The organism is Coprobacillus sp., from assembly GCF_984815275.1.
This window is the reverse complement of sequence record NZ_CFJNYH010000007.1, coordinates 32,302-54,122: the sequence shown is the minus strand read 5'-3', so window position 1 is coordinate 54,122 and position 21,821 is coordinate 32,302. Positions and strand designations below refer to the sequence as shown.

At 31.9% G+C, this 21,821-nt stretch carries 23 protein-coding genes; 3 read left to right on the top strand and 20 right to left on the bottom strand.

Going from position 1 to position 21,821, the window contains the following annotated elements:
- Positions 1-26 precede the first annotated feature (26 nt).
- The 3 genes from AC5M21_RS04110 to AC5M21_RS04100 all read right to left on the bottom strand — a co-directional run bounded on the left by AC5M21_RS04110 (position 27) and on the right by AC5M21_RS04100 (position 3,365).
- Positions 27-266 (bottom strand): hypothetical protein, encoded by a 240-nt coding sequence (locus tag AC5M21_RS04110; protein WP_008790465.1) that lies wholly within the window; start codon positions 264-266, stop codon positions 27-29.
- Positions 267-394: 128 nt separating this feature from the next.
- A complete protein-coding gene (locus tag AC5M21_RS04105) occupies positions 395-1,984 on the bottom strand; it encodes a peptide chain release factor 3 (RefSeq protein WP_008790466.1) in 1,590 nt (529 codons plus the stop codon).
- A 163-nt stretch (positions 1,985-2,147) separates the two neighbouring features.
- The gene (locus AC5M21_RS04100) at positions 2,148-3,365 is read right to left on the bottom strand and encodes an aminopeptidase (RefSeq protein WP_008790467.1); all 1,218 of its coding nucleotides are present in this window, start codon (positions 3,363-3,365) and stop codon (positions 2,148-2,150) included.
- Positions 3,366-3,579: 214 nt separating this feature from the next.
- On the opposite strand from AC5M21_RS04100, the gene AC5M21_RS04095 reads away from it, so the two are divergent.
- Positions 3,580-3,786: a cold-shock protein gene (locus AC5M21_RS04095; protein WP_008790468.1), complete on the top strand. Its 207-nt coding sequence runs from the start codon at positions 3,580-3,582 to the stop codon at positions 3,784-3,786.
- A gap of 27 nt (positions 3,787-3,813) precedes the next feature.
- Here the strand turns inward: AC5M21_RS04095 and AC5M21_RS04090 are convergent, their stop codons facing one another.
- The 8 genes from AC5M21_RS04090 to AC5M21_RS04055 all read right to left on the bottom strand — a co-directional run bounded on the left by AC5M21_RS04090 (position 3,814) and on the right by AC5M21_RS04055 (position 10,873).
- Positions 3,814-4,188, bottom strand: a complete 375-nt coding sequence (locus AC5M21_RS04090; protein WP_008790469.1) for a YbaN family protein — start codon at positions 4,186-4,188, stop codon at positions 3,814-3,816.
- A gap of 12 nt (positions 4,189-4,200) precedes the next feature.
- On the bottom strand, positions 4,201-4,488 hold the full coding sequence (locus AC5M21_RS04085; protein WP_008790470.1) for a nitrous oxide-stimulated promoter family protein: 288 nt from the start codon (positions 4,486-4,488) through the stop codon (positions 4,201-4,203).
- Positions 4,489-6,147 carry an amino acid ABC transporter ATP-binding/permease protein gene (locus AC5M21_RS04080; protein ID WP_008790471.1) on the bottom strand — a complete coding sequence of 553 codons (1,659 nt, stop codon included), beginning with the start codon at positions 6,145-6,147 and terminating at the stop codon, positions 4,489-4,491. It lies immediately after the preceding gene.
- Complete coding sequence (locus tag AC5M21_RS04075; RefSeq protein WP_008790472.1) at positions 6,144-7,865, bottom strand: ABC transporter ATP-binding protein/permease; 1,722 nt, start codon at positions 7,863-7,865, stop codon at positions 6,144-6,146. Before AC5M21_RS04075 ends, AC5M21_RS04080 begins: the two co-directional genes overlap by 4 nt.
- A gap of 100 nt (positions 7,866-7,965) precedes the next feature.
- Positions 7,966-8,550, bottom strand: a complete 585-nt coding sequence (gene scpB, locus AC5M21_RS04070) for an SMC-Scp complex subunit ScpB (RefSeq protein WP_008790473.1) — start codon at positions 8,548-8,550, stop codon at positions 7,966-7,968.
- Positions 8,550-9,278 carry a segregation/condensation protein A gene (locus AC5M21_RS04065; protein WP_008790474.1) on the bottom strand — a complete coding sequence of 243 codons (729 nt, stop codon included), beginning with the start codon at positions 9,276-9,278 and terminating at the stop codon, positions 8,550-8,552. Before AC5M21_RS04065 ends, scpB begins: the two co-directional genes overlap by 1 nt.
- A gap of 407 nt (positions 9,279-9,685) precedes the next feature.
- A complete protein-coding gene (locus tag AC5M21_RS04060; RefSeq protein WP_017143815.1) occupies positions 9,686-10,150 on the bottom strand; it encodes a PTS sugar transporter subunit IIA in 465 nt (154 codons plus the stop codon).
- A gap of 177 nt (positions 10,151-10,327) precedes the next feature.
- A complete protein-coding gene (locus tag AC5M21_RS04055; protein WP_008790476.1) occupies positions 10,328-10,873 on the bottom strand; it encodes a DNA-3-methyladenine glycosylase I in 546 nt (181 codons plus the stop codon).
- 82 nt (positions 10,874-10,955) lie between these two features.
- Between AC5M21_RS04055 and AC5M21_RS04050 the strand changes: the two genes are divergently transcribed.
- Positions 10,956-12,278: an RsmB/NOP family class I SAM-dependent RNA methyltransferase gene (locus AC5M21_RS04050; protein ID WP_008790477.1), complete on the top strand. Its 1,323-nt coding sequence runs from the start codon at positions 10,956-10,958 to the stop codon at positions 12,276-12,278.
- The gene (locus tag AC5M21_RS04045; protein WP_008790478.1) at positions 12,275-12,724 is read left to right on the top strand and encodes an HD domain-containing protein; all 450 of its coding nucleotides are present in this window, start codon (positions 12,275-12,277) and stop codon (positions 12,722-12,724) included. Before AC5M21_RS04050 ends, AC5M21_RS04045 begins: the two co-directional genes overlap by 4 nt.
- Positions 12,725-12,736: 12 nt before the next feature.
- On the opposite strand, the gene trxA is transcribed toward AC5M21_RS04045, so the two are convergent.
- From trxA to AC5M21_RS04000, 9 genes are all read right to left on the bottom strand, one after another.
- Positions 12,737-13,045, bottom strand: coding sequence for a thioredoxin (gene trxA / locus AC5M21_RS04040; protein WP_008790479.1), 309 nt, complete (start codon positions 13,043-13,045; stop codon positions 12,737-12,739).
- Between the two features lie 102 nt (positions 13,046-13,147).
- Positions 13,148-13,810 (bottom strand): nitroreductase family protein, encoded by a 663-nt coding sequence (locus tag AC5M21_RS04035; RefSeq protein ID WP_302280728.1) that lies wholly within the window; start codon positions 13,808-13,810, stop codon positions 13,148-13,150.
- Between the two features lie 73 nt (positions 13,811-13,883).
- Positions 13,884-14,771: a UDP-N-acetylmuramate dehydrogenase gene (murB, locus tag AC5M21_RS04030; protein WP_054688307.1), complete on the bottom strand. Its 888-nt coding sequence runs from the start codon at positions 14,769-14,771 to the stop codon at positions 13,884-13,886.
- A 123-nt stretch (positions 14,772-14,894) separates the two neighbouring features.
- On the bottom strand, positions 14,895-16,751 hold the full coding sequence (locus AC5M21_RS04025) for an ABC transporter ATP-binding protein (protein WP_008790482.1): 1,857 nt from the start codon (positions 16,749-16,751) through the stop codon (positions 14,895-14,897).
- Positions 16,748-18,478: an ABC transporter ATP-binding protein gene (locus tag AC5M21_RS04020; protein ID WP_302280729.1), complete on the bottom strand. Its 1,731-nt coding sequence runs from the start codon at positions 18,476-18,478 to the stop codon at positions 16,748-16,750. Before AC5M21_RS04020 ends, AC5M21_RS04025 begins: the two co-directional genes overlap by 4 nt.
- A gap of 91 nt (positions 18,479-18,569) precedes the next feature.
- A complete protein-coding gene (locus AC5M21_RS04015) occupies positions 18,570-19,013 on the bottom strand; it encodes a MarR family winged helix-turn-helix transcriptional regulator (protein ID WP_008790484.1) in 444 nt (147 codons plus the stop codon).
- A gap of 78 nt (positions 19,014-19,091) precedes the next feature.
- Positions 19,092-19,253 (bottom strand): rubredoxin, encoded by a 162-nt coding sequence (gene rd / locus AC5M21_RS04010; RefSeq protein ID WP_008790485.1) that lies wholly within the window; start codon positions 19,251-19,253, stop codon positions 19,092-19,094.
- Entirely contained in the window at positions 19,237-20,412 is a 1,176-nt protein-coding gene (locus tag AC5M21_RS04005) for an FprA family A-type flavoprotein (protein ID WP_008790486.1), read from the bottom strand. Before AC5M21_RS04005 ends, rd begins: the two co-directional genes overlap by 17 nt.
- A gap of 91 nt (positions 20,413-20,503) precedes the next feature.
- The gene (locus AC5M21_RS04000) at positions 20,504-21,817 is read right to left on the bottom strand and encodes a DEAD/DEAH box helicase (RefSeq protein ID WP_008790487.1); all 1,314 of its coding nucleotides are present in this window, start codon (positions 21,815-21,817) and stop codon (positions 20,504-20,506) included.
- Positions 21,818-21,821: the final 4 nt, after the last annotated feature.

Sequence of the window (21,821 nt, the reverse complement as noted above, 5' to 3'; positions counted from 1 at the left end):
AAACAAACATATCTCCAATTTCAATTCTATTTTTTATGATTTGGTTGATGTTTTATTAACTTAAAATGTTCCTTAAATTCACTCTCACTACAACTCAAAGCAAATTCTTTCCCATATATTTTATAATCATTGACTTCAGTGTCACTTGTCCTAATCATACAAGGATAAACTTCTTTAAATGCAAAAAGAATTTCTTCTTCTTTTCCAATAATCATTGTCATTTCTTTAATACAACGACAATAACAGCGTTTTCCTTCATTAGCCATAATGACACCTCCCTGAAAAATATTTTACCACGTTTTCATTAATCAAGAAAGAGATACAACTGTATCACCCCTGAAAAATCTTCTTACAGAATGTTTTTTGATAAAAAAAATTAGAAACAAAATTGTTTCTAATTCTTTGAAAACTCTGCTAATACTAAGTCGGGATTTTTATCAGTTGCCCAACGAACACCCCATTCATTAGAGAAGAGAAGCAAATACTGACCTTTAAGATCTTGAACTTTTTTTGTATCTGAAGAAAGATTTAATGTCTTTAAATCAATACTATCATTTTTTATCCATCTGACAAATTGATATGGCAATGGTGTATTCACAATATCAACATTATATTCATTCTTCAAACGATAAGCTAAGACTTCAAATTGTAAGACACCAACAACACCTACAATGATTTCTTCCATACCACCACCTAATTCAGTGAATATCTGAATAGCACCTTCTTGCGCAATTTGTTCAACACCTTTGACAAACTGTTTACGTTTCATTGTATCTGTATTGCGAATTAAAGCAAAATGTTCTGGTGCAAATGTAGGAATTCCATCATAAGCAAATTTATTCTTTGGTGTACATAATGTATCACCAATAGAGAAAATACCAGGATCAAAGACTCCAATAATATCTCCTGAATAAGCCTCTTCAACTTCTTCTCTACTTTCAGCCATAATTTGTTTAGATTGATTTAATTTGATTTTCTTATTTCCCTGATAATGAAAAACTTCCATACCTTTTGTAAACTTCCCAGAACAAATACGCATAAATGCCATTCTATCTCTATGAGCTTTATTCATATTGGCTTGAATCTTAAAAACAAAAGCACTAAAGTCTTCTGATAAGGGATCAATTTCACCTTTATCACTTTGACGAGGTAATGGTGATGTCGTCATATCTAAGAAATGTCTTAGAAATGGTTCAACCCCAAAGTTTGTTAAAGCTGATCCAAAACAGACTGGTGAAAGTTCACCTTTTTGAACTCTCTGTAAATCAAACTCTGCACCTGCACCATCTAACAGTTCAATATCATCTTGAAGCTGATGATAAAGAACATCACCCAATTCATCCTTTAAATGTTCATTATGGGCATCACAAATTTCAACATCGACTTCTTTTTTTCCACCTTGTACAGGAATAAAACGAATCACTTCTTTATTATTTCTTTCATACACACCTTTAAACTCTTTCCCACATCCAATTGGCCAATTGACTGCACAAGTTTCTACACCTAATTCACGTTCAATTTCTTCCATTAATTCATATGGATCTTTAGCTTCCCTATCCATCTTATTAATGAACGTAAAGATAGGTATATGACGCATCGCACAAACCTTAAATAATTTTCTTGTTTGATCTTCGACCCCTTTAGATCCATCAATAACCATAACTGCACTATCAGCTGCCATTAATGTACGATAAGTATCTTCAGAGAAATCCTGATGGCCTGGAGTATCTAGGATATTAATACAGAATCCATCATAATTAAATTGTAGAACTGATGAGGTTACCGAAATCCCTCTTTGTTTTTCGATTTCCATCCAATCACTAACCGCATGTTTAGATTGTCTTTTTCCTTTAACCATACCAGCTTCTTGGATTGCTCCTCCATAAAGAAGGAATTTCTCTGTTAAAGTTGTTTTCCCAGCATCTGGATGGGAAATAATCGCAAAGGTTCTACGCTTTTTCACTTGTTCAATAAAATCTGACATGATAATCCCTCCTTATGTCACGCTTATTAATCATAATCAAGATGACTGAATTTGTCAATTTCAAATCACTGTTTTTCTCTATTTATTATAGGGATAGTCCCTACTTTTTTATACATTTTCTATTTTTCATAAGAAAAAGCAATCTTTTGAAGATTGCTCGATATTAAAAAGCATAGTTTCCATTTTCAAAGACAACAAATTCTTCACCATTATCTAAAGTTGCTATGATTGATAAATCTTTTGTTCCAATCATAAAATCAACATGTGTTAAAGAATCATTAATTCCTTTTTCTAATAATTGTTCCTTGCTCATAGTTAAACCATTTTTAAGACATTCACCAAAACCTTTTCCAATCGCTAAGTGACATGCTGCATTTTCATCAAATAAAGTATTATAAAATAAGATGCCCATATTACGAATTGGTGAATTGTATGGAACCAATGCAACTTCACCTAAATAATGACTCCCTTCATCTGTTTCAATAATACTCTTTAAAACTTCATAACCAACTTCTGCATGAAAATCAACAATCCGACCATTTTCAAAAGTCATAGAAAATTGATCAACAAGATGACCATTATAATTTAAAGGCATAGAGCTATAAACAGTTCCATTGACTTGATTTCTATCTGGAGAACTGAAGATTTCTTCAGTTGGCATATTTGGAAATGAATAGATGCCATCTGTTGTATAACTTCCTCCTCCTGCAAAAAGATAACCATCATTAAGTCCAATTGTCAAATCAGTTCCTAAACTATTATGATAATGTAAAGATTTGATTTTTTTCTCATTTAAGATTTGAACTCTTCTTTCAAAAGAACGACGATGTTCATTCCAAGCTTCAATAGGATTTTCTTGATCACAACGTGTGACTTTATAAATCGCTTGCCATAATGCCTGAACTGCTTCTTGGTCACTCATATCAGGAAAGACTTTATTCGCCCATCCAACACTTGGTGCACCAACAATACACCAACGATCAATTCCCATATCTAAATGGTCAAAAAAAGTCTGACAAGTTTTATGAACAGCAATATTCCATGTTTGAATTTTCATAGGATCAATGCCTTTCATTGCTTCGGGATTACTTGAAACAATTGAAAGAACAGCAGCATGTTTTAAGGCATATTGATTCTTGAGTTCAGCAAAATATAGCGGAACTTCCTGAAAATGTTCAACAGGACAATTCTCATAGCGTAATCGGGTAACTTTCTCATCAGTATAATCAACAATAACATCTTTTGCTCCTACTGCAAAAGCTTGCCTAGCAACAGCACGTACAAGTTCGAAGCATTCAATTGAAGCAGTAATGACAAGTTCTTGTCCTTTCTGTAAATTCACTCCTTGTTTAACAATTAATTCAGCATATTTTTCTAACATATTCTAACCACCTTTTCTCTTATAAGAAAATGATACATTATTAAATTTCATTGTCAACAATAACTTGTATGAAAAACAAGACTATGCTATAATATCTTATAGCAAAGGAACAGAGCACGTAATTTTCAAAAGTATTAGTAATTCTTTAGGATTTCATAGTAGTTTAAAAATGAGGTACTGGGTTTTTTGCAAATTTTAAAGGAGGTACTTCATAATGAGTACAGGTAAAGTAAAATGGTTTAAATCTGATAAAGGATTTGGTTTCATCACTCTTGAAGGTGAAAACAAAGATGTATTCGTACATTTTTCAGCTATCAACACTGATGGTTTCAAAACTTTAGAAGAAGGACAAACTGTTGAATTCGATATCGTTGAAGGAGACAGAGGTCCTCAAGCTGCTAACGTAACAGTTATTGGGTAAACCAAAAAAGCACTCTGAGAGTGCTTTTTATATTGTCTTTTGTGAAGAAATCGTTTTAATTTTAAATATAAAGTAATAATATTTTATACAGTACAAACAAATAATCAGAATTCTCAAATAAATATTTTGACTAAATATCAAGGGGAAAGCTAACATAAAACTGGCAAAACCTAAGATAGATACTTTTGTTTTGAGGGTCATTGCACGTTCTTGAACAAATGAATCTAAGTGATTGCGATAGAGTTTGGTTTGTAAAAACCAGTCATTGACCTTTTGTGAACTTCTTGCAAAACAAAATGCTGCGGCTAATAAAAATGGAGTTGTTGGTAAAATTGGTAAAACCACACCAATTGCACCTAAAACAAAACAAACTATACCACCTATAAAATAAATCACCTTCATTATTCTTCCTCCTTATTTTTGAATAACATGTTTTATAGCTAAGATAGGATGATAAAATATCATCCTTGGTCCACTATAACGCATGACCTTTTTTATTTTTTCCTGCATTTCTTTTTGATAGCAATGGATAGGACATTGACTGCAAAATGTCTTTTTTTGCATCATTGGACATTTCTCAATCCGTCCTGCTGCATAACCTATCAGTTCCTGTTCATCAATATCATCATGATAACGACAATACAAATGAATCATCAATGAAACAATCTCAATCTCTTTTTGCCTTTTCTTTTCAATATCCATTTAACTCATACGCCCCATATCCATTTCAATCACTTTATCAGCAATTTTCATTGTTGATTCACGATGAGAAACCAAAATAATTGTTTTATTCTTTTGTTGTTGTAAAGAACTTAAAATGACAGCCTCATTTAAAACATCTAAGTTACTTGTAGGTTCATCTAACAAAATGCATGGTGCATCACTCAGAAAAGCTCTTGCAAGTCCAATTCTTTGTCTTTCTCCTCCAGATAATGATGCGCCTAATTCCGCTACTTTTGTGTTATATCCTTGTGGTAATGACATAATAAAATCATGAATACTTGCTTGCTGACAAGCTTCATAGACCTCCTGATTGGTTGCATTTAATTTAGCAATCTTTACATTATTAAGAATAGAATCATGAAAAAGAACTGTTTCTTGAGTTACATAGGCAAACATATGTCGCATGTCTTGAGTATTGATATTCTTTAAATCTCGATCTGAAATTCGAATGATACCCGTTGTTGGATCATAAAAGCGCATCATCAGTTTCAATAATGTTGATTTTCCACTACCACTTTTCCCAACAATACCTGTCACCTGACCTTGTTTAAAAATATGATGAACATCTTGAAGAATAACTTCTTCTTCATATGCAAACGAAAGATTATCAACATAAATATCACCAAATGATGTTTCAGTTTGGCCACTCACATCTTTAATGAGTTCTTCTTCATCTAACAAAGCCAAAACGCGTCTTCCACTGCTTAATGTGGAAAGAAGATTGTTTGCTAAATTGGATAGTGCCAAAACAGGACCAAAACTAGATAACATCAAAACAGTTGCCATAATCACCCTATAAACACTTATTTCACCTTGCAGATATAAAACAAACATACTTACAAACATCACAATCGCTGATAACGAAATCAGTATTTGTGATGCTACCAATTGAATGGCTTCAATATCTTTCATTTGTGATTGTAAATCTTCTATATTATCACTCATATCTATCATCTTTTTTGTTCGTTTATGTCCCATATGATATTGCAGGATAGTCGTTAATCCCCTAAAACTTTCTAATAAAAAACTACTCATATGACCTATTTCATTTCTATTTTTCTGCCCTATATCTTTTCCTTTCATATTGACATAAAAAGGGATAACTATAGCCATAGTTATATATGCACAAAGTGCAATAATCATAGCAATCATATGTAAATGAGCAAAGAATTTTAACATTATTAATGATGTTAAAAATGCAATCAGAACTGGAGAAATCGTATGAGCATAGAAAACTTCTAATAATTCAATATCATTTGTAATCAAAGAAATCAAATTGCCCTTATCTTTACGATCCAGTTTTGCTGGACACAAACGTCTCAAAACACCATAGACCTGATCGCGAATAATCGCTAAGAGTTTAAAAGCAATATAATGATTGGCTGCCTGTTCAGCATAATGAAGAAGCCCCCTTAACACTGCCATACCAAGTAAAAAGATTAACAACATAGACATATCTATATGGGGATACATCCCTGCAATTTGTAATAGAGCCATAACTGAAAGAACTGGTATCCCAATGGCACAAATAAATCCTAAAACACCCATAATGACTGCAAAAGACATTGGCAATGTTAACGGTTTGACAAGTGCCAGCATACGCCATACAACTTGAATATTATTTAATTCCTTTTTCATCCTTGATAAACCTCCAATTTTGCTTGTTTTGTAAACATTTGTGCATAAACACCATTTTGTGCCTTTAATTGTTGATGTGTCCCTTGTTCTATCAACTCTCCCTGTTTCATGACCAAAATATCATCACAGTCAATTACACTACTCAAACGGTGAGTAATAAAAAGAATCGTTTTTTCTTTAGACAAGTCCTTAATGACTTCTAAAATGGCATTTTCACTTTCCACATCAATATTACTTGTTGCTTCATCAAAAATATAAACATCTCCGTTTTTAAGAATAGCTCTCGCTAAATTTAATCTTTGTTTTTGTCCACCAGATAAATTACTTCCTGATTCTAATAAAAGTGTCTGTAATCCATTATGCTGATGAAAGAAAGAGGCCAAATTCACTTTCTCCAAAGCTTCCCAAATCTCTTTATCTTGATACTGATTTAACATATCTATATTTTCTCTTAATGTTCCTTTAAAAATCATAGGATCATGAGTCATATAAACAAAATGATTGAAGAAAACTGTATCATCAATATCATATCTTTGATGAGTTTGAATTCTGATTTCTCCCTGATAATCTTGATGATATCCCATAATTAATTTTGCGATTGTACTTTTACCAGAACCACTTTCTCCAACAATTCCTACAAATTGATTTGGCTTGATTTGAAATGAAACTTCTTTTAATAAAGGTTGTTCTTTTGTATATTGAAAAGATAATTGATCAACACATAACCCAAAATCTCCTTCTTTGAAATCAAATTTTCCACTTTGCTGATGTTCAATATCAAAAACTCTAAATAATTTTTCACTAGCCGCAATACCATTCATTGCAATATGAAAAAAAGACCCCAGTTGCCTTAACGGAATAAAAAATTCAAACGATAATAAGATAATAAATAATGCTATAAATAAAGATATCTCTTGATACATATAATGTGTAATTGCAAAATAACTTCCCAAACCAGCACCACCATATGCAACAATATCCATAACACTAATGCTATTCAATTGCATAATTAAGACACGCATAGTTACTTTTCTAAAATTCTCAGCTTCTTTATTCATTTCTTTTTGTTTAAATTCATCACTCTGATATATTTTCAAAGTTGTTAATCCTTGAAGATTTTCTAAGAAACTATCACCAAGTGTTGTATAGCTATTCCAGTATTTAGCTAATAACTTTTTAGCAATTTTTTGAATCAGAACTATTGACAAAGGAATCATAGGTACACATAAAAATAATACAAGTGCACTCATAAAATCATAAAATGAAATGATAATAAACAATGTCACAGGGGCGAGTACACTATAAAACAATTGAGGGAGATAAAGCGCAAAATAGGTTTCTAACTGATTAATTCCTTCTCCCCCTAATTGAACCAATTCACTTGTTGCAACATAATCCTGATAATGACCACCTAACTCTAATATTTTCTTAAATAATCTTTCACGCAATATTTTTTTGACAAGACTCGCTCCAGCAAAAGAAAATTGAGTTGCTTTCTTCAAAACAATACCTCGTATAACAAAAAGAATGATTGCGAAAACAATGCCAATCATTAAAATCTCAATTGTTAACTGTTCTTGAAACAACAAAACCAATGTATAACTCAATCCAACGGTAAATATGATATTCATAATCAATGCAATCCATTGGCATAGAACTTGTCTTTTTACATAAGCTTTTGCTTCAGGTATTTCTTTAATCAATCTCTTATCAAACATCTTTTTTCCTCCAAATTCAACATTTAGTTAGCGCAAACTAACTTCAATGATTAGATGTTAGCACGAACTAACTGAAGTGTCAATAAAAAAAGAGAACATTTTACTGTTCTCCTTCCTCCATACTTTCAGTATATTTTGTATTAAAAATATCATCCTGATCAAAATCCTCTTTCATTTCCTTTAATTCAGGTAATTCATCTAATGATGTCAATGAAAATGCATCCATAAATTCATCAGTCACACCATACAAAATCGGCTTTCCAGGTGTATCTTCTCTGCCAACTTCTTTAATCAAGGCTTTTGCAGCTAATTTTCGAATCATTGCATCACATCCTACCCCTCTAATTTCTTCAATACGCACACGAGTAACAGGTTGATTATAAGCAATTATAGCCAATGTTTCTAATGCTGCATTAGAAAGGGTATTTTCATTTTGTTCAATCATTCGCTGATAGAATTCATGATGTGAAGAAAAGGTAATCAGTTTAAATACACCACCAAAATTAACCAATTCAAACCCTTTTACTGCTCTTTCGTTAATAACTTGAATGAGTTCATCAACATAAGTTGTTGCTTCTTTTTTGCCAATTTGTAATACTGATGAGATTTGCTTAATGGTTAATCCTTCATCCCCTGATAAAAAGAGCATTCCTTCTATAACACTTAATATTTCATCATGTTCCATTAATTTCTCTCCTTTAAATATATGTTCTCAAAATTTCCATCTTGTTCAATAATTAATTCATTTGTATTAACCAAAACCAGAATAGATAAAAACGTAACAACAAAAAATGTTCTTGTTGGTTCTTCAAATAATTCCTCAAAACGAATACGTTGATTTTTATGCAACTTAAAATATTGTCTGATTTGATCACTTCGTTCCTCAATAGAAATCTCAACACGAGCAATACGTGATTCTAATGGAGCATGTAACACTTTTCTTTGAAACATTTTTTGCATTGCTTTAATTAAATCATAAACCTCTAAATGATCAGGAATTAATTCTGATGTATCCACAACATAATCATCCATTAATGCTGGTGCTTTTGTATGTAAAGTTTGTCTATATTCATAACATTCACGAACATCATCTAAGATATCCTTATATTTTTTATATTCAATCAATCTTCTAATTAATTGTTCTCTTGGGTCTTCTTGATAATCATCTTCTAATTCTACTTTTTCATTAGGTAGAAGCATCTTACTTTTCATCTCAATTAATTGTGCCGCCATAACAAGATATTCAGACATTGTTTCAAGTTGATCAGCATCCATTTGGTCAATATAGGCTAAATATTGATCAGTAATAACAGAAACCTCTAATGTTTCCAAGTCCATTTCCTTTTCTTTAATCAAATGTAAAAGCAGATCTAATGGTCCTTGAAAATCATCAATTACAACCTCATAACTCATACAATCACACTCCCGCAAGTTATTATATCATAATTATTTATAAATTTCTTTATTTATTTTTTACATTCTTTAAGAGTTTGACCATTCATGACACATACAATAATATAAAGATATATAACTCATTTAACTTGCCTTTTTCAATATATTCATCATATATTTATAGAAGTTTTGATCGCATTCATATCTCATATTCAGTGCCATTTCTTATATTGATAAATCAATTAACAGCACTTATTTACAAATATTTTATGAAAGTATCTCAGTTTGAGTTCTACTTTCTATCAAGTTAAATTCAGCCATAGAAAACATTCCATCATAGAAATATTCATGACATAGAAAAATCCAAGAAATCATTCCTTGGATTTTTATTAAAAACAATACTTTATACATTCCCTAATACTGTGAGACTACTTGAATATAACAACATATTCACCTAAGACAGACGCCTGTCCACTCATTTTGATCTTTAACTGATAGTTTTGACTCTTCATGACAATCATAGGAATAATTAACTCAACACCTTGAGAAACAAAGAATTGCCTATCTATCTGCAAAAGAGGATCACCTGCTTTTACATTTTGCCCCACTTTTACAAAAACATCAATTCCTGTACCACTCAATTTCTCAGCATCCAAACCGACTTCAATAAGAATTTCAATTCCATTTTCCATGGTCAGCTTAATAGCGTGATTATTTTTTGAAAGCATACTTACGAATGCATGACAAGGTGAATAAATCAGATTTCCATCAAAGCGAAAGGCTATCCCATCTCCTATTTTCTTTGTATCTAAAAGATCCTTTAACGCTATAATATCCCCATTAACTGGAGCATGTAAACCAATATATTTTTTACTTTTAAATAAATTTAACATCATTTCACCTCTATAAAAAAACTTCTTAAAAAACCAACCATAAATAGTATAACTATTGAAGGTTTATGTCTTTAAAGAAGTGACATCCCTACTTACTTTCATATTCTAGCATCAAGCAAAAGGAGTGTCAATGCTTTCACAAATATATTATCTTTAAAAAGACAATATACTATTTTTTTAGCGAAAATCACATAACAATTCATGATCATTATAAATACCTATCGCCTGTAAATAACTATAGATGATTGTAGGTCCAACAAACTTAAAACCACGTTTTTTTAAATCTTTAGATATTTCTATAGATAACTCATCAAAAGCTGGAACATCCTGAGTATTATTGTAATCATGAACAATCTGCTTATGTCCAACATATGACCATATGTACTCATCAAAACACCCAAATTCTTCTTGCACTTTTAGAAATGCTTGAGCATTACTTATAATGGCTCTCATCTTGAGTTTATTTTTAATTAACAATGGTGTCTCCATTAATTCATTATATTTATCTTCCTGATACTGAGCAATCTTGACATAATCAAAATGATTTAAAGCATCTTCATAAGCTTTTTCTTTTTTTAATATAATTTCCCAACTTAAACCAGCCTGTAAACCTTCTAATACTAACATTTTAAATAACATGATTTCATCATGCTGTGGTTTTCCCCACACATGATCATGATATTCTCTTAATTCATCACTATATGCCCATGCACATCTCTTCATTTTCATCACCAATTTCAGTATAACATAGATTAAATATTTACACAGCCCCTTTTGCTTTGTATAATGAGAAAAGGTGAAGACGATGAATAGATTATTTGAAAAACAAATGCAAGACATATTAAAAAATGAATATCCTGATTTTATGAAGGCATTAGAACAACCAGCTGTCAAAGCTTTTTATTTAAATCCTCATAAAAAAGAAGCAATAAAATATCTAAATAAAGAATTTATTCAACCTCATGTTGTTGTTAAAGATGGATATTATTTCAATTATGAAAAATATCCTTTAGGAAAATCTCCTTTCTTTTCATGTGGATTATATTATATCCAAGAACCAAGCGCTATGTTGGTGACACATTTTCTTAACATTCAAAAAGACGATTATATCTTAGATATGTGTGCTGCCCCTGGTGGAAAAACATGCGCTGCTGCTAGCCAGCTTTCAGAAGATGGTTTGATGATTGCCAATGATATTGTTCCATTACGTGCAAAAATTCTTTCTGAAAATGTAGAAAGATTTGGATTAAAAAATACGATTGTGACAAACTGTGATCCACTTGTTTTTGAAAACCAATTGAAGGGCTTCTTTGATAAGATTATTTTAGATGCACCATGCAGTGGTGAGGGAATGTTTAGAAAGAGTGATGCTGCTATTGAAACATGGTCACTAGAAAAAGTTCATGAATGTGCCCATATTCAAAGACAGTTACTGGATGCTGCTATGAATTTATTAAAACCAGAAGGTCAATTGATTTATTCAACATGTACATATAATACTATTGAAAACGAAGAACAAATTCAATACCTTTTAAATCATTATAATTGTTCACTGATTCCCTTAAAGAAAAGTCATGGTATGAGTCCTGGCATGAATATGGAAGAAGCTGTTCGTTTATATCCTCATCATTATCAGGGGGAAGGACATTTTATTGCATTAATTCAAAAACATGGGGAAATGACTCCATTCAAAAGTAAAAACTTAAAACCAGTCATTTCTAAACAGAATCAGTTACTTGTGCAAGACTTCTATAAAACTTATTTAAATTGTAAGGTTCCTACTTACTTATATGACAACAATAATCATATCTATGCAATCTTACCTCAATTTCCAGAACTCAAAGGCATTCGTGTTTTAAGAAATGGATTCTATTTAGGTGAATGTAAAAAAAATCGCTTTGAACCAAGTTTAGCACTTGCACTGACTTTACAGATAAATGATGTGAAACAATTCTATCGTTTTCATGAGAATGACCAAGAAGTTACTCAATATCTGCATGGTGAAACAATTGAAGGCAGTACTCAAAAAGGATATGGTATTATCTTTGTTGAAGATTATCCTTTATCATTTTATAAAGAAAGTAACCATCAAGCAAAAAATCTATATCCAAAGGGGCTAAGACGATGAACCATTTTGATCAGCTTAAACATATCTTTTATCAAAATATAGAAAAAGAATGCTTTGGTACTTCTAAAGAAAAAGCCTATTTTCATAGTTTAAGTGTCTGTCATTTGTGTCAAAAAATAGCTTTAGAAAGACATCTGAATATCCAAATAGCTTCAATTATGGGACTCTTTCATGATTACAGTCAATTTATCAATCACACTTCTTTTCATCACGCAAAAATCAGCAGTGAAATGACTCATCAACTGCTTTTAGAAACTGATATGGATGAAGAGGATATCGTTATTATTGTCAATGCGATTGCTAAACACAGTAACAAGGATTGTATTGATGATGACTATAGTGAATTATTAAAAGATGCAGATGTTTTAGCCCAGTATCTCGCTGAACCCGATATTATTTTTGATAAACACTCACAAGAAAGGTTAAAAAAATATCTCCCTAAATAATGGGAAATATTTTTATTTCAACATATTTTCTAAAGCTTCATAAGGAACAAATCCCATTTGACGATTCACTGGTTGACCGTTCTTAAATACAATTAAAGTTGGAATTGATTGAACTCCATATTGCATAGCAAGAGCATTTTCTTGATCAACATCTACTTTCACAACTTTTGCTTCTGGATGCTCAGCGGCTAATTTATCAACACTGGGTGCTAACATCTTACAAGGTCCACACCATGAAGCGAAGAAGTCTACAAAAACCAATCCGTTATTTGAAATAAGATCATTAAATTCTTGAGCATTTACATGTAATACATTTGACATATATAATCATCCTTTCTCTCTCTATTATGATATTTCTCTATCAATCTATACAGAGTCTATCATAGAGTATGCACTTTATCAACAAATGTGCATCTTAAAACATTATAACCAAATCTCTTTTGTTTTATGTGCCCCCTGTTCAAAATGATATTTTAAAATGCCACGATTAATATTCGCATAAGACCCTTGAGTCATTATCTCTACTTTATTATTTTTGAGAGTCACAAAAAATTTCTGTTGGTTCATCGCAGTTGGAGCTAACATCATAGCCTCCATTCCTAATAAAAACCAATCTGGCTTTTCATCAATACATTGATAAAGACTTTCCATAGGTTTATTCTTATGAGGTTTTCCTTGATTATCACCATAACCAATCGCTATAATACAAATCATTTGTTCATCATGATCTATTTGACAAACAACTTTTTTAGAACTATAAGTTGCCCCCACCCAACAGGTATTCAATCCCAACTGTTGTGCCTTTAATACAATTCTCTCTCCATAATATCCTAATCTTTCTTCCAAAGAATCATTCCTTCTGCCAACTAACACTATATAATTCTGAACATTTTTAAAACGTCCATAATGAACAAAAAATTGACGGAATGCACCAGGTTCCTGAAGAATGAGTTGTATATGCAATTGTCCTTCCTGATTACATTTATAGATTTCATTTTGCAAGACGTCAACAAGTTCTTGTGGAATGTCATGACTTCTAAAACGACGTACAGAATGTCTTTCTTGCACCGCCTGTATTATATCCATATAATCCCTTCTTTCATTTTTCATTATATCATATTCCAAAAAAAGGCACTATTATTCTTTTCAAAATCTCATATCACTCTAACATCTTAATCTCACATTCTAATTGATAACCAGTTTGTTTGTATACTGTCTTTTGAACATACTTAATTAACTGTAAGAATTCTTGACTTGTGGCATGTCCACAATTAATTAAAAAACCAGCATGTTTTAATGAAACTTGTGCACCACCAATTTGAAAGCCTTGTAAGCCACATTGCTTAATTAATGCTGATGCATAATGCCCATTAGGGCGCTTAAAAGTACTTCCAGCACTATAATCACTCATTGGCTGTTTTTCATGCCTACGTCTCATTAAATCATTCATTTGTTTTTTCATAAGTTCTTTATCGCCTATTTTTAGACAACATATCACTTCCAAGATAATTCCTTTTTGTTGAGAAAAATAACTATGACGATATGAAAATTGCATTTCACTATGCGATAGCGTTTTAACTCCTTTATCATCCAAATAAACAACTTTCTCAACGACATCTTGCATTTCACCACCATAAGCTCCAGCATTCATATAAACAGCTCCACCAATTGTCCCAGGAATTCCACAAGCAAACTCTAATCCTGTCAATTCCTGCTGTAAACAAAAATCACAAACATTCTTTAAAGTAGCACCACTTTGCACACAAATACGCTGTCCATCTAACCTCTTCATTTCACAAAACATAGTTAGGTTAATAATAACACCATGATACCCCTGATCCGAAGCTAAAATATTACTTCCTTTCCCTAAAACAACATAAATCATGTCATACTTCTGACATAACTTTAAGCACTGTTCTATTTCCTGAACTGACTTTGGAAAAATCATAATATGAGCTCGTCCACCAATATGCAATGTTGTATACTCTTTTAAAAATACATTTTGTTTATATTGTATCTGATATTGCATTAATTCTTGAATAAACATAGAACACTCCTCTCTCTTCTTCACACTTCTATTTCATTTTCCCCCACTATACAAAAAATATGAAGATATGACAACTTCTATGCTCTTTCTTTTATATTTCAAAAAGAAAAAGGTCTTTCGACCTTAATCCATTTCAATCGCACCAGTATATAACTGATAATACTTTCCTTTTTCCTTGATTAATGATTCATGATTTCCACGTTCAATAATACGCCCTTGTTCCAAAACCATAATGCAGTCACTATTCTTAATTGTTGATAATCTATGTGCAATAACCAAAGTCGTACGTCCATTCATCAATTTATCCATACCACTTTGAACTAGCTTCTCAGTACGTGAATCAATTGATGAAGTGGCTTCATCAAGAATCAAAGCTGGTGGATTTGCCACTGCTGCTCTAGCAATTGCTAATAACTGTCTTTGTCCTTGTGATAAATGACCACCATCACCAGTTAACATTGTCTGATAGCCATCAGGAAGATGCTTAATAAATGTATCAGCATTTGCTAACTTTGCAGCCTCAATACATTCCTCATCTGTTGCATTTAAACGTCCATAACGAATATTATCCATGATTGAACCTGTAAATAAATGTGTGTCTTGTAAAACAACGCCCAACGATCTTCTTAGATCATCTTTTTTAATTAACTTGATATCAATTCCATCATACGTAATTGTTCCCTTTTGAATATCATAGAAACGATTAATTAAATTTGTAATGGTTGTTTTACCTGCCCCAGTGGCACCAACAAAAGCGATCTTTTCACCAGGAGAAGCAAAAACACTCACATCATGTAAAACCATACGATCATCAAAATAACCAAAATCAACATTTTCTAAACGAATATCGCCCTTCATTTCAACAAGCTCAACACCACCATTTTGACGGGGATGACGCCATGCCCAATGTCCTGTTCTTTCGTTTGTTTCGACCATTTGACCATCAACATATTGAACACGACATAACGTGACAACACCTTCATCTGTTTCACTTTCCTGGTCTAACAAATCAAAGATACGTTTAGCACCAGCCTGTGCCATGGCAACACTATTGATTTGTTGTGAAATCTGCCCAATTGGCTGATTAAAGTTTTTATTTAATGTTAAGAAAGATACCAATGTCCCAATGGTAATGCCAGCATAACCATTTAAACTCATAACTGCGCCAACAATAGCACAGATAATATAAGATACATTTCCTGTTTGAATAGTGATTGGCATTAAAATGTTTGCAAACTTATTGGCTTGAAATGCACTTTCTCTTAGATCATTATTCATTTTTCTAAAATCATTAATAGCTTGTTCTTCATGATTAAAGACTTTCACAACCTTTTGTCCAGAAATCATTTCTTCAATATAACCATTCACTTTTCCAAGTTCATTTTGCTGCTGAACAAAATAACGTCCTGATAATCCACCAAGTTTTTGAGAAGTGAAAATCATAATACACAGCATAATCATACTGACACCTGTTAAAGGTAAACTTAAAGTCAGCATTGAAATAAAGACAGTTATAATTGTAATAGCACTTGATACCAACTGTGGTATAGATTGACTAATCAATTGTCTTAATGTATCTGTATCATTTGTATAAACAGACATGATATCACCATGAGGTGTCCTATCAAAATAACGAATAGGTAAAGACTCCATATGTTCAAACAAATGAATTCTCATATTTCTTAAATAACCTTGTGTTACACTCACCATAATGCGATTATAAGAATAAGCACAAATAATTCCCAAAAGGAAGAATCCTGCTACACGCAATAAAGCATGAAATAAACCTGTAAAATCAGGAGAAGCAGTTCCCATTAATGGGATAATATAATCATCAATTAAAACCTGCATGAATAATGTTCCTTGAACAGTTGCAATGGCATTTCCAATAATACATAGAAAAACAATAATCAAATGAACTTTATATTGTTTAAAGATGTCTTTAAGTAAGCGCCCTAATACATTTTTCTTTTTCATCATGCTTCCTCCTTTCCTTTTGTTTGTGTTTCATGAATTGTCTGATAAATAGCGTTTGTTTTCAATAATTTTTCATGTGTATCAAAACCGTCTACAACTCCATCATTTAAAACAATAATACGATCAGCATTTTGAACACTAGAGATACGTTGAGAAATAATAATTTTTGTTGTATCTGGAATACGTTCTTCAAATGATTGCTGGATACTTGCATCAGTCGCTGTATCAACGGCACTTGTAGAATCATCTAAGATTAAAATCTTCGGTTTCTTTAATAATGCTCTCGCAATACATAAACGTTGTTTTTGTCCACCAGAAACATTTGTTCCACCTTGCTCAATATATGTGTTATAGCTATCTTCAAATCTTTGTACAAACTCATCGGCACAAGCCAAGCGACAAGCTTCTTGACATTCTTCAAGGGTTGCATTTTCATTTCCCCATCTTAAATTTTGAAGAATTGTCCCACTAAACAAGACATTGTTTTGTAAAACAACAGCCACTTCATCTCTTAAAACTTCTAAATCATAATGACGGACATCATGTCCACCAACACAAACACTTCCACTTTCCACATCATAGAGACGACTAATTAAATTCACAAGACTGCTTTTCGCACTTCCTGTTCCGCCAATAATCCCTATCGTTTCACCAGAAGCAATATGCAAATTTACATCTCTTAAAACAGGTTCTCCATCACCATGCTTATATGAGAAGTTCACAAGATTGAAATCAATAGAACCATCTTTCACTTCCATTAACGCTTTATCTGGTGAAACCAAGTCAGATTGTTCATTAATAACTTCAGCAATACGTCTTGCTGAAGCAATTGACATTGTAATCATCACAAAGGCCATTGATAACATCATTAATGACATTAAGATATTCATTGTATAACTAAATAAACTTGTGAGTTGTCCAGTTGTTAAAGTTCCAACAACAACACTTTTTGCACCTAGCCAAGACAATAATAAAATACAGCTATATACTGAAACCATCATGGCAGGATTGTTAAATGCCAATACACTTTCAGCTTTCACAAACATCTTATAGATACTTTGGGCTGCTTTCTTAAACTTTTCATTTTCATGTTTTTCTCTTACAAAGGATTTCACAACACGAATTCCCACAACATTCTCTTGAACGCTTTCATTTAAATCATCATATTTTGGGAAAACCTGATTAAAATAACGCATTGCTTTATACATAATCATTCCTAACACCAATACCAAAAAGACAATTGCTGCCACAAAAATAAGACTTAACTTAAAATTAATGATCATTGCCATTGCTAAAGCACTCATTAAACTCATAGGTGCTCGGATACACATACGTATAATCATCTGATAGGCAACTTGTACATTTGTCACATCAGTTGTCAGTCTTGTGACTAATCCTGCTGTGCTGTATTTATCAATATTAGAGAAAGAAAATGTTTGGATATTGGTATACATAGCATCTCTTAAATTAGCTGCAAATCCTGTAGAAGCACGAGCAGCAAATTTCCCCGCTAAGAAACCTAATGACAATGTACACAAGGCAATCACAAACATCATAATTCCATATCTGGTAATAGCACTTATATTCTGAGCTTCTATTCCTTGATCAATAAGACCAGCCATTAATAATGGAATCATAATTTCTAAAATAACTTCTACAATGGCATAAAACATTGTTAATAAAGAATCTTTCTTATATTCTTTAATTTGCTTCATTAAGGTCTTAACCATATAATCACCCTTTCTTTTTATTTAGTACGCAACCAAACTGTTTGCTAACGAACAATATAATTGAATAAAAATCAGGATTTCCCTGATTTTATTATAGTACATTCTTTATATTATTGATGAGCTTATCTGAAATCTGAATATAAAATTCAATTTCTTCGTCTGTTAATCCATCAACTAAGCGATGATGTATGAGTTCCATTTGGCGAGACATACGAGCATTAAACTCACGACTTTGATCTGTTAAAACGATTTTCTTTAAACGTGCATCATGAACGACTGCAACTCTTTGAATCATCCCTTTTTGACACATCAGTTTTAACATTTCTGAAGTTGTTGAACGATTTATAGAAAATTCTTCTTCTATATCTTTTTGAAACGTATCTATCTTGGCATCTTCTCTATCTTGTAAAAAACCAATAATCCAAGTATGCATCAATGTTGCACGATCTGGACGATGTCCAAATTCTTTATCCATAGCACGTTTCATTAAATTATTTAATGTCTTAATCCTATGACCAACAGGGTCTCTATACATGTTTTCACTTCCTATTTGTTCGGCTACGAACTTAATATAACATATTTGTCAATTGTTGTAAAGAAAAAGAATAGAAAACTATTCTTCAACTTTTGAAAATTGATCAGTTCCTACACCACATAATGGGCAAACCCAATCGTCTGGAAGTTTATCAAACTTTGTTCCAGCAGCAATCCCATTATCTGGATCACCTAAATCTTCATCATAAATATAACCACAGACATCACACACATATTTCATCCTTACACCCTCCTTCCATAATTGACTTGATTAATATTTGAAACTCTGCTTTGTTTTTTTCACTCAATGTAGAGCGAATTGTAACAGTTGGTTCCATAATATGAATATTCTTCATTGGTTCCAAAATTTCGTTCATTGCTTTGATAGCACTTGGAGCCCAAGTTCCATTTTCAATTAACGCAATATCTCTATTTTGGAAATTCTTACTCTTCAAATGATGTAACAATGTTTCCATAGGACAGAAAACGCCACCATCATAAGACGAACTTGCTAAGATAAGCCGATCATATCGAAAAGCATCTGCAACAACATAAGACACATCTGTACGACATAAATCATGCATAACGACTGTTTCTCCCTGCATTTCCAAAAGATGAGCAAGATACATCACAGCATCTTTTGTGTTACCATGAATAGATGCATAAGCAATCAATACACCACTTTCTTCTGGTTGATATTGACTCCATAAACAATAATGATGTATGTATTCATCTAAATGATTATTTAATACTGGTCCATGTAATGGACAAATCATTTGAATATCTAACATTTTTGCTTTCTTAAGTACATTCTGAACTTGCAAGCCATATTTGCCAACAATATTAAGATAATAACGTCTTGCTTCCTCTTCCCATAATTCCTGATCAAAAGAGCCAAATGTTCCAAATGCATCAGCTGAAAAAAGGGTTTTTTCATGTTGTTCATAAGACATCATGACTTCTGGCCAATGCACCATAGGTGCCATTATAAATTGTAAATTATGTTTTCCAAGACAGAGTGTATCGCCTTCTTTAACAATCATTTTCTGTTGAATAAAATCGGTATGAAAGAATTGTTCCATCATTGTAAAAGTCTTCACATTTCCGACTATTTTCATACTTGGATATTTCTCAGATAAAATCTGAATACTAGCTCCATGATCAGGTTCCATATGAGAAACAACTAAATAATCTGGAATCTTATCCTTTAAAACCGCTTCTATATTTTTCAACCATATATCTTGACCTCTTTTATCAACAGTATCCATGATTGCTATTTTATCATCTAAAATAACATACGAATTATAAGTCACTCCATTGGGTATAGGATATTGTCCTTCAAACAAATCAAGAGTTTTGTCTTCAACACCTACATATACTAAAGAATCTGTTATTTTCACTTTATATCACCTCAAGATATTATTGTACTCGCTTTGCTCATAACTTCAATTATTATGCTCTCTAAAATACAATTTAAAACAAGAAAACATATTATACTGTTTTCTTGTTTTGATGAAAAGAACGTTTCTTCTGTTTTGGTTGACTATGCTTTTGTTTTTGAATTATCTTTTGTGTATTTTGATTTTTTTGTTTTTGATTATTCTTTTTTGATGTTTGATTAGATTTTTTCATCTGTGATGTTACTTTTTTAACAGGAACACTAAAGTCTTCCATTGGATAATAAGGATTCTCTATAACTGGAATCTTTTCACCAATAAACTTTTCTACTTCTGATAAATCTGATTTTTCTTGAAAGCAGCAAAATGTAATTGCCGTTCCATCTGCTCCTGCTCTGGCTGTTCTTCCAATACGATGCACATAGTTCTCAGCTTGCTCTGGTAAATCAAAATTAACAACATGTGTTAAATGATCAACATCAATGCCTCTAGCTGCTATATCAGTTGCTACCAGTACACGTACTTTATCTTCCTTAAATCGATTTAAAGCTCTGACCCTAGCATTTTGCGATTTATCCCCATGAATAGCTTCTGCTTCAATTCCTGCTCTTTGAAGTTTCTTACATAATGTATTGGCATTTCTTTTTGTTCTTACAAAAACGATTGCATTATAAATTTGAGGATTCTCCAAAAGTTTAATTAATAATTTTGCTTTATTAGCTTTATCAACATAATATAATGATTGTTGTATTCTCTCAACTGTCATTTGTCCTGAACTCACCATAACCTTTTCAGGATTATTCAAAATTTCATCAATCAAATGCTGAATTTCTTTTGGTAATGTTGCTGAAAATAACATCGTTTGTCTTTGCTTTGGTATATACTTCATAATCCTGCGAATATCATTAATAAATCCCATATCCAACATACGATCAGCTTCATCTAAAACAAAATATTCAATATGACTTAAATCTAGTAAACCTTGTTTATATAAATCACTCAAACGTCCTGGTGTTGCTATTAAAACATCAATTCCCCTTTCAATCTTTGTGACTTGTGAACCTTGACGAACACCACCAAAAATAACTGTTGATTTCAAATTCACAAAAGAATTCATAGATTGAAATGTTTCATCTATTTGCATTGCTAATTCTCTTGTTGGAGCCAAAATCAATGCCTTAATAGTTCTTGGATATTTTTCACTTTCATCTCTTAAATATAATTTCTGTAATATAGGTAAAGCAAAAGCAGCAGTCTTTCCAGTACCAGTTTTTGCACAACCAAGTAAATCTCTTCCCTCTAATAATAAAGGTATAGCTTGTTCCTGAATTGGTGTTGCTTCTGTATAATTTAATTTTTCAATTGCCATTTGTAATGGTTCTATTAACTTTAGTTCTTTAAATTTCATGTAT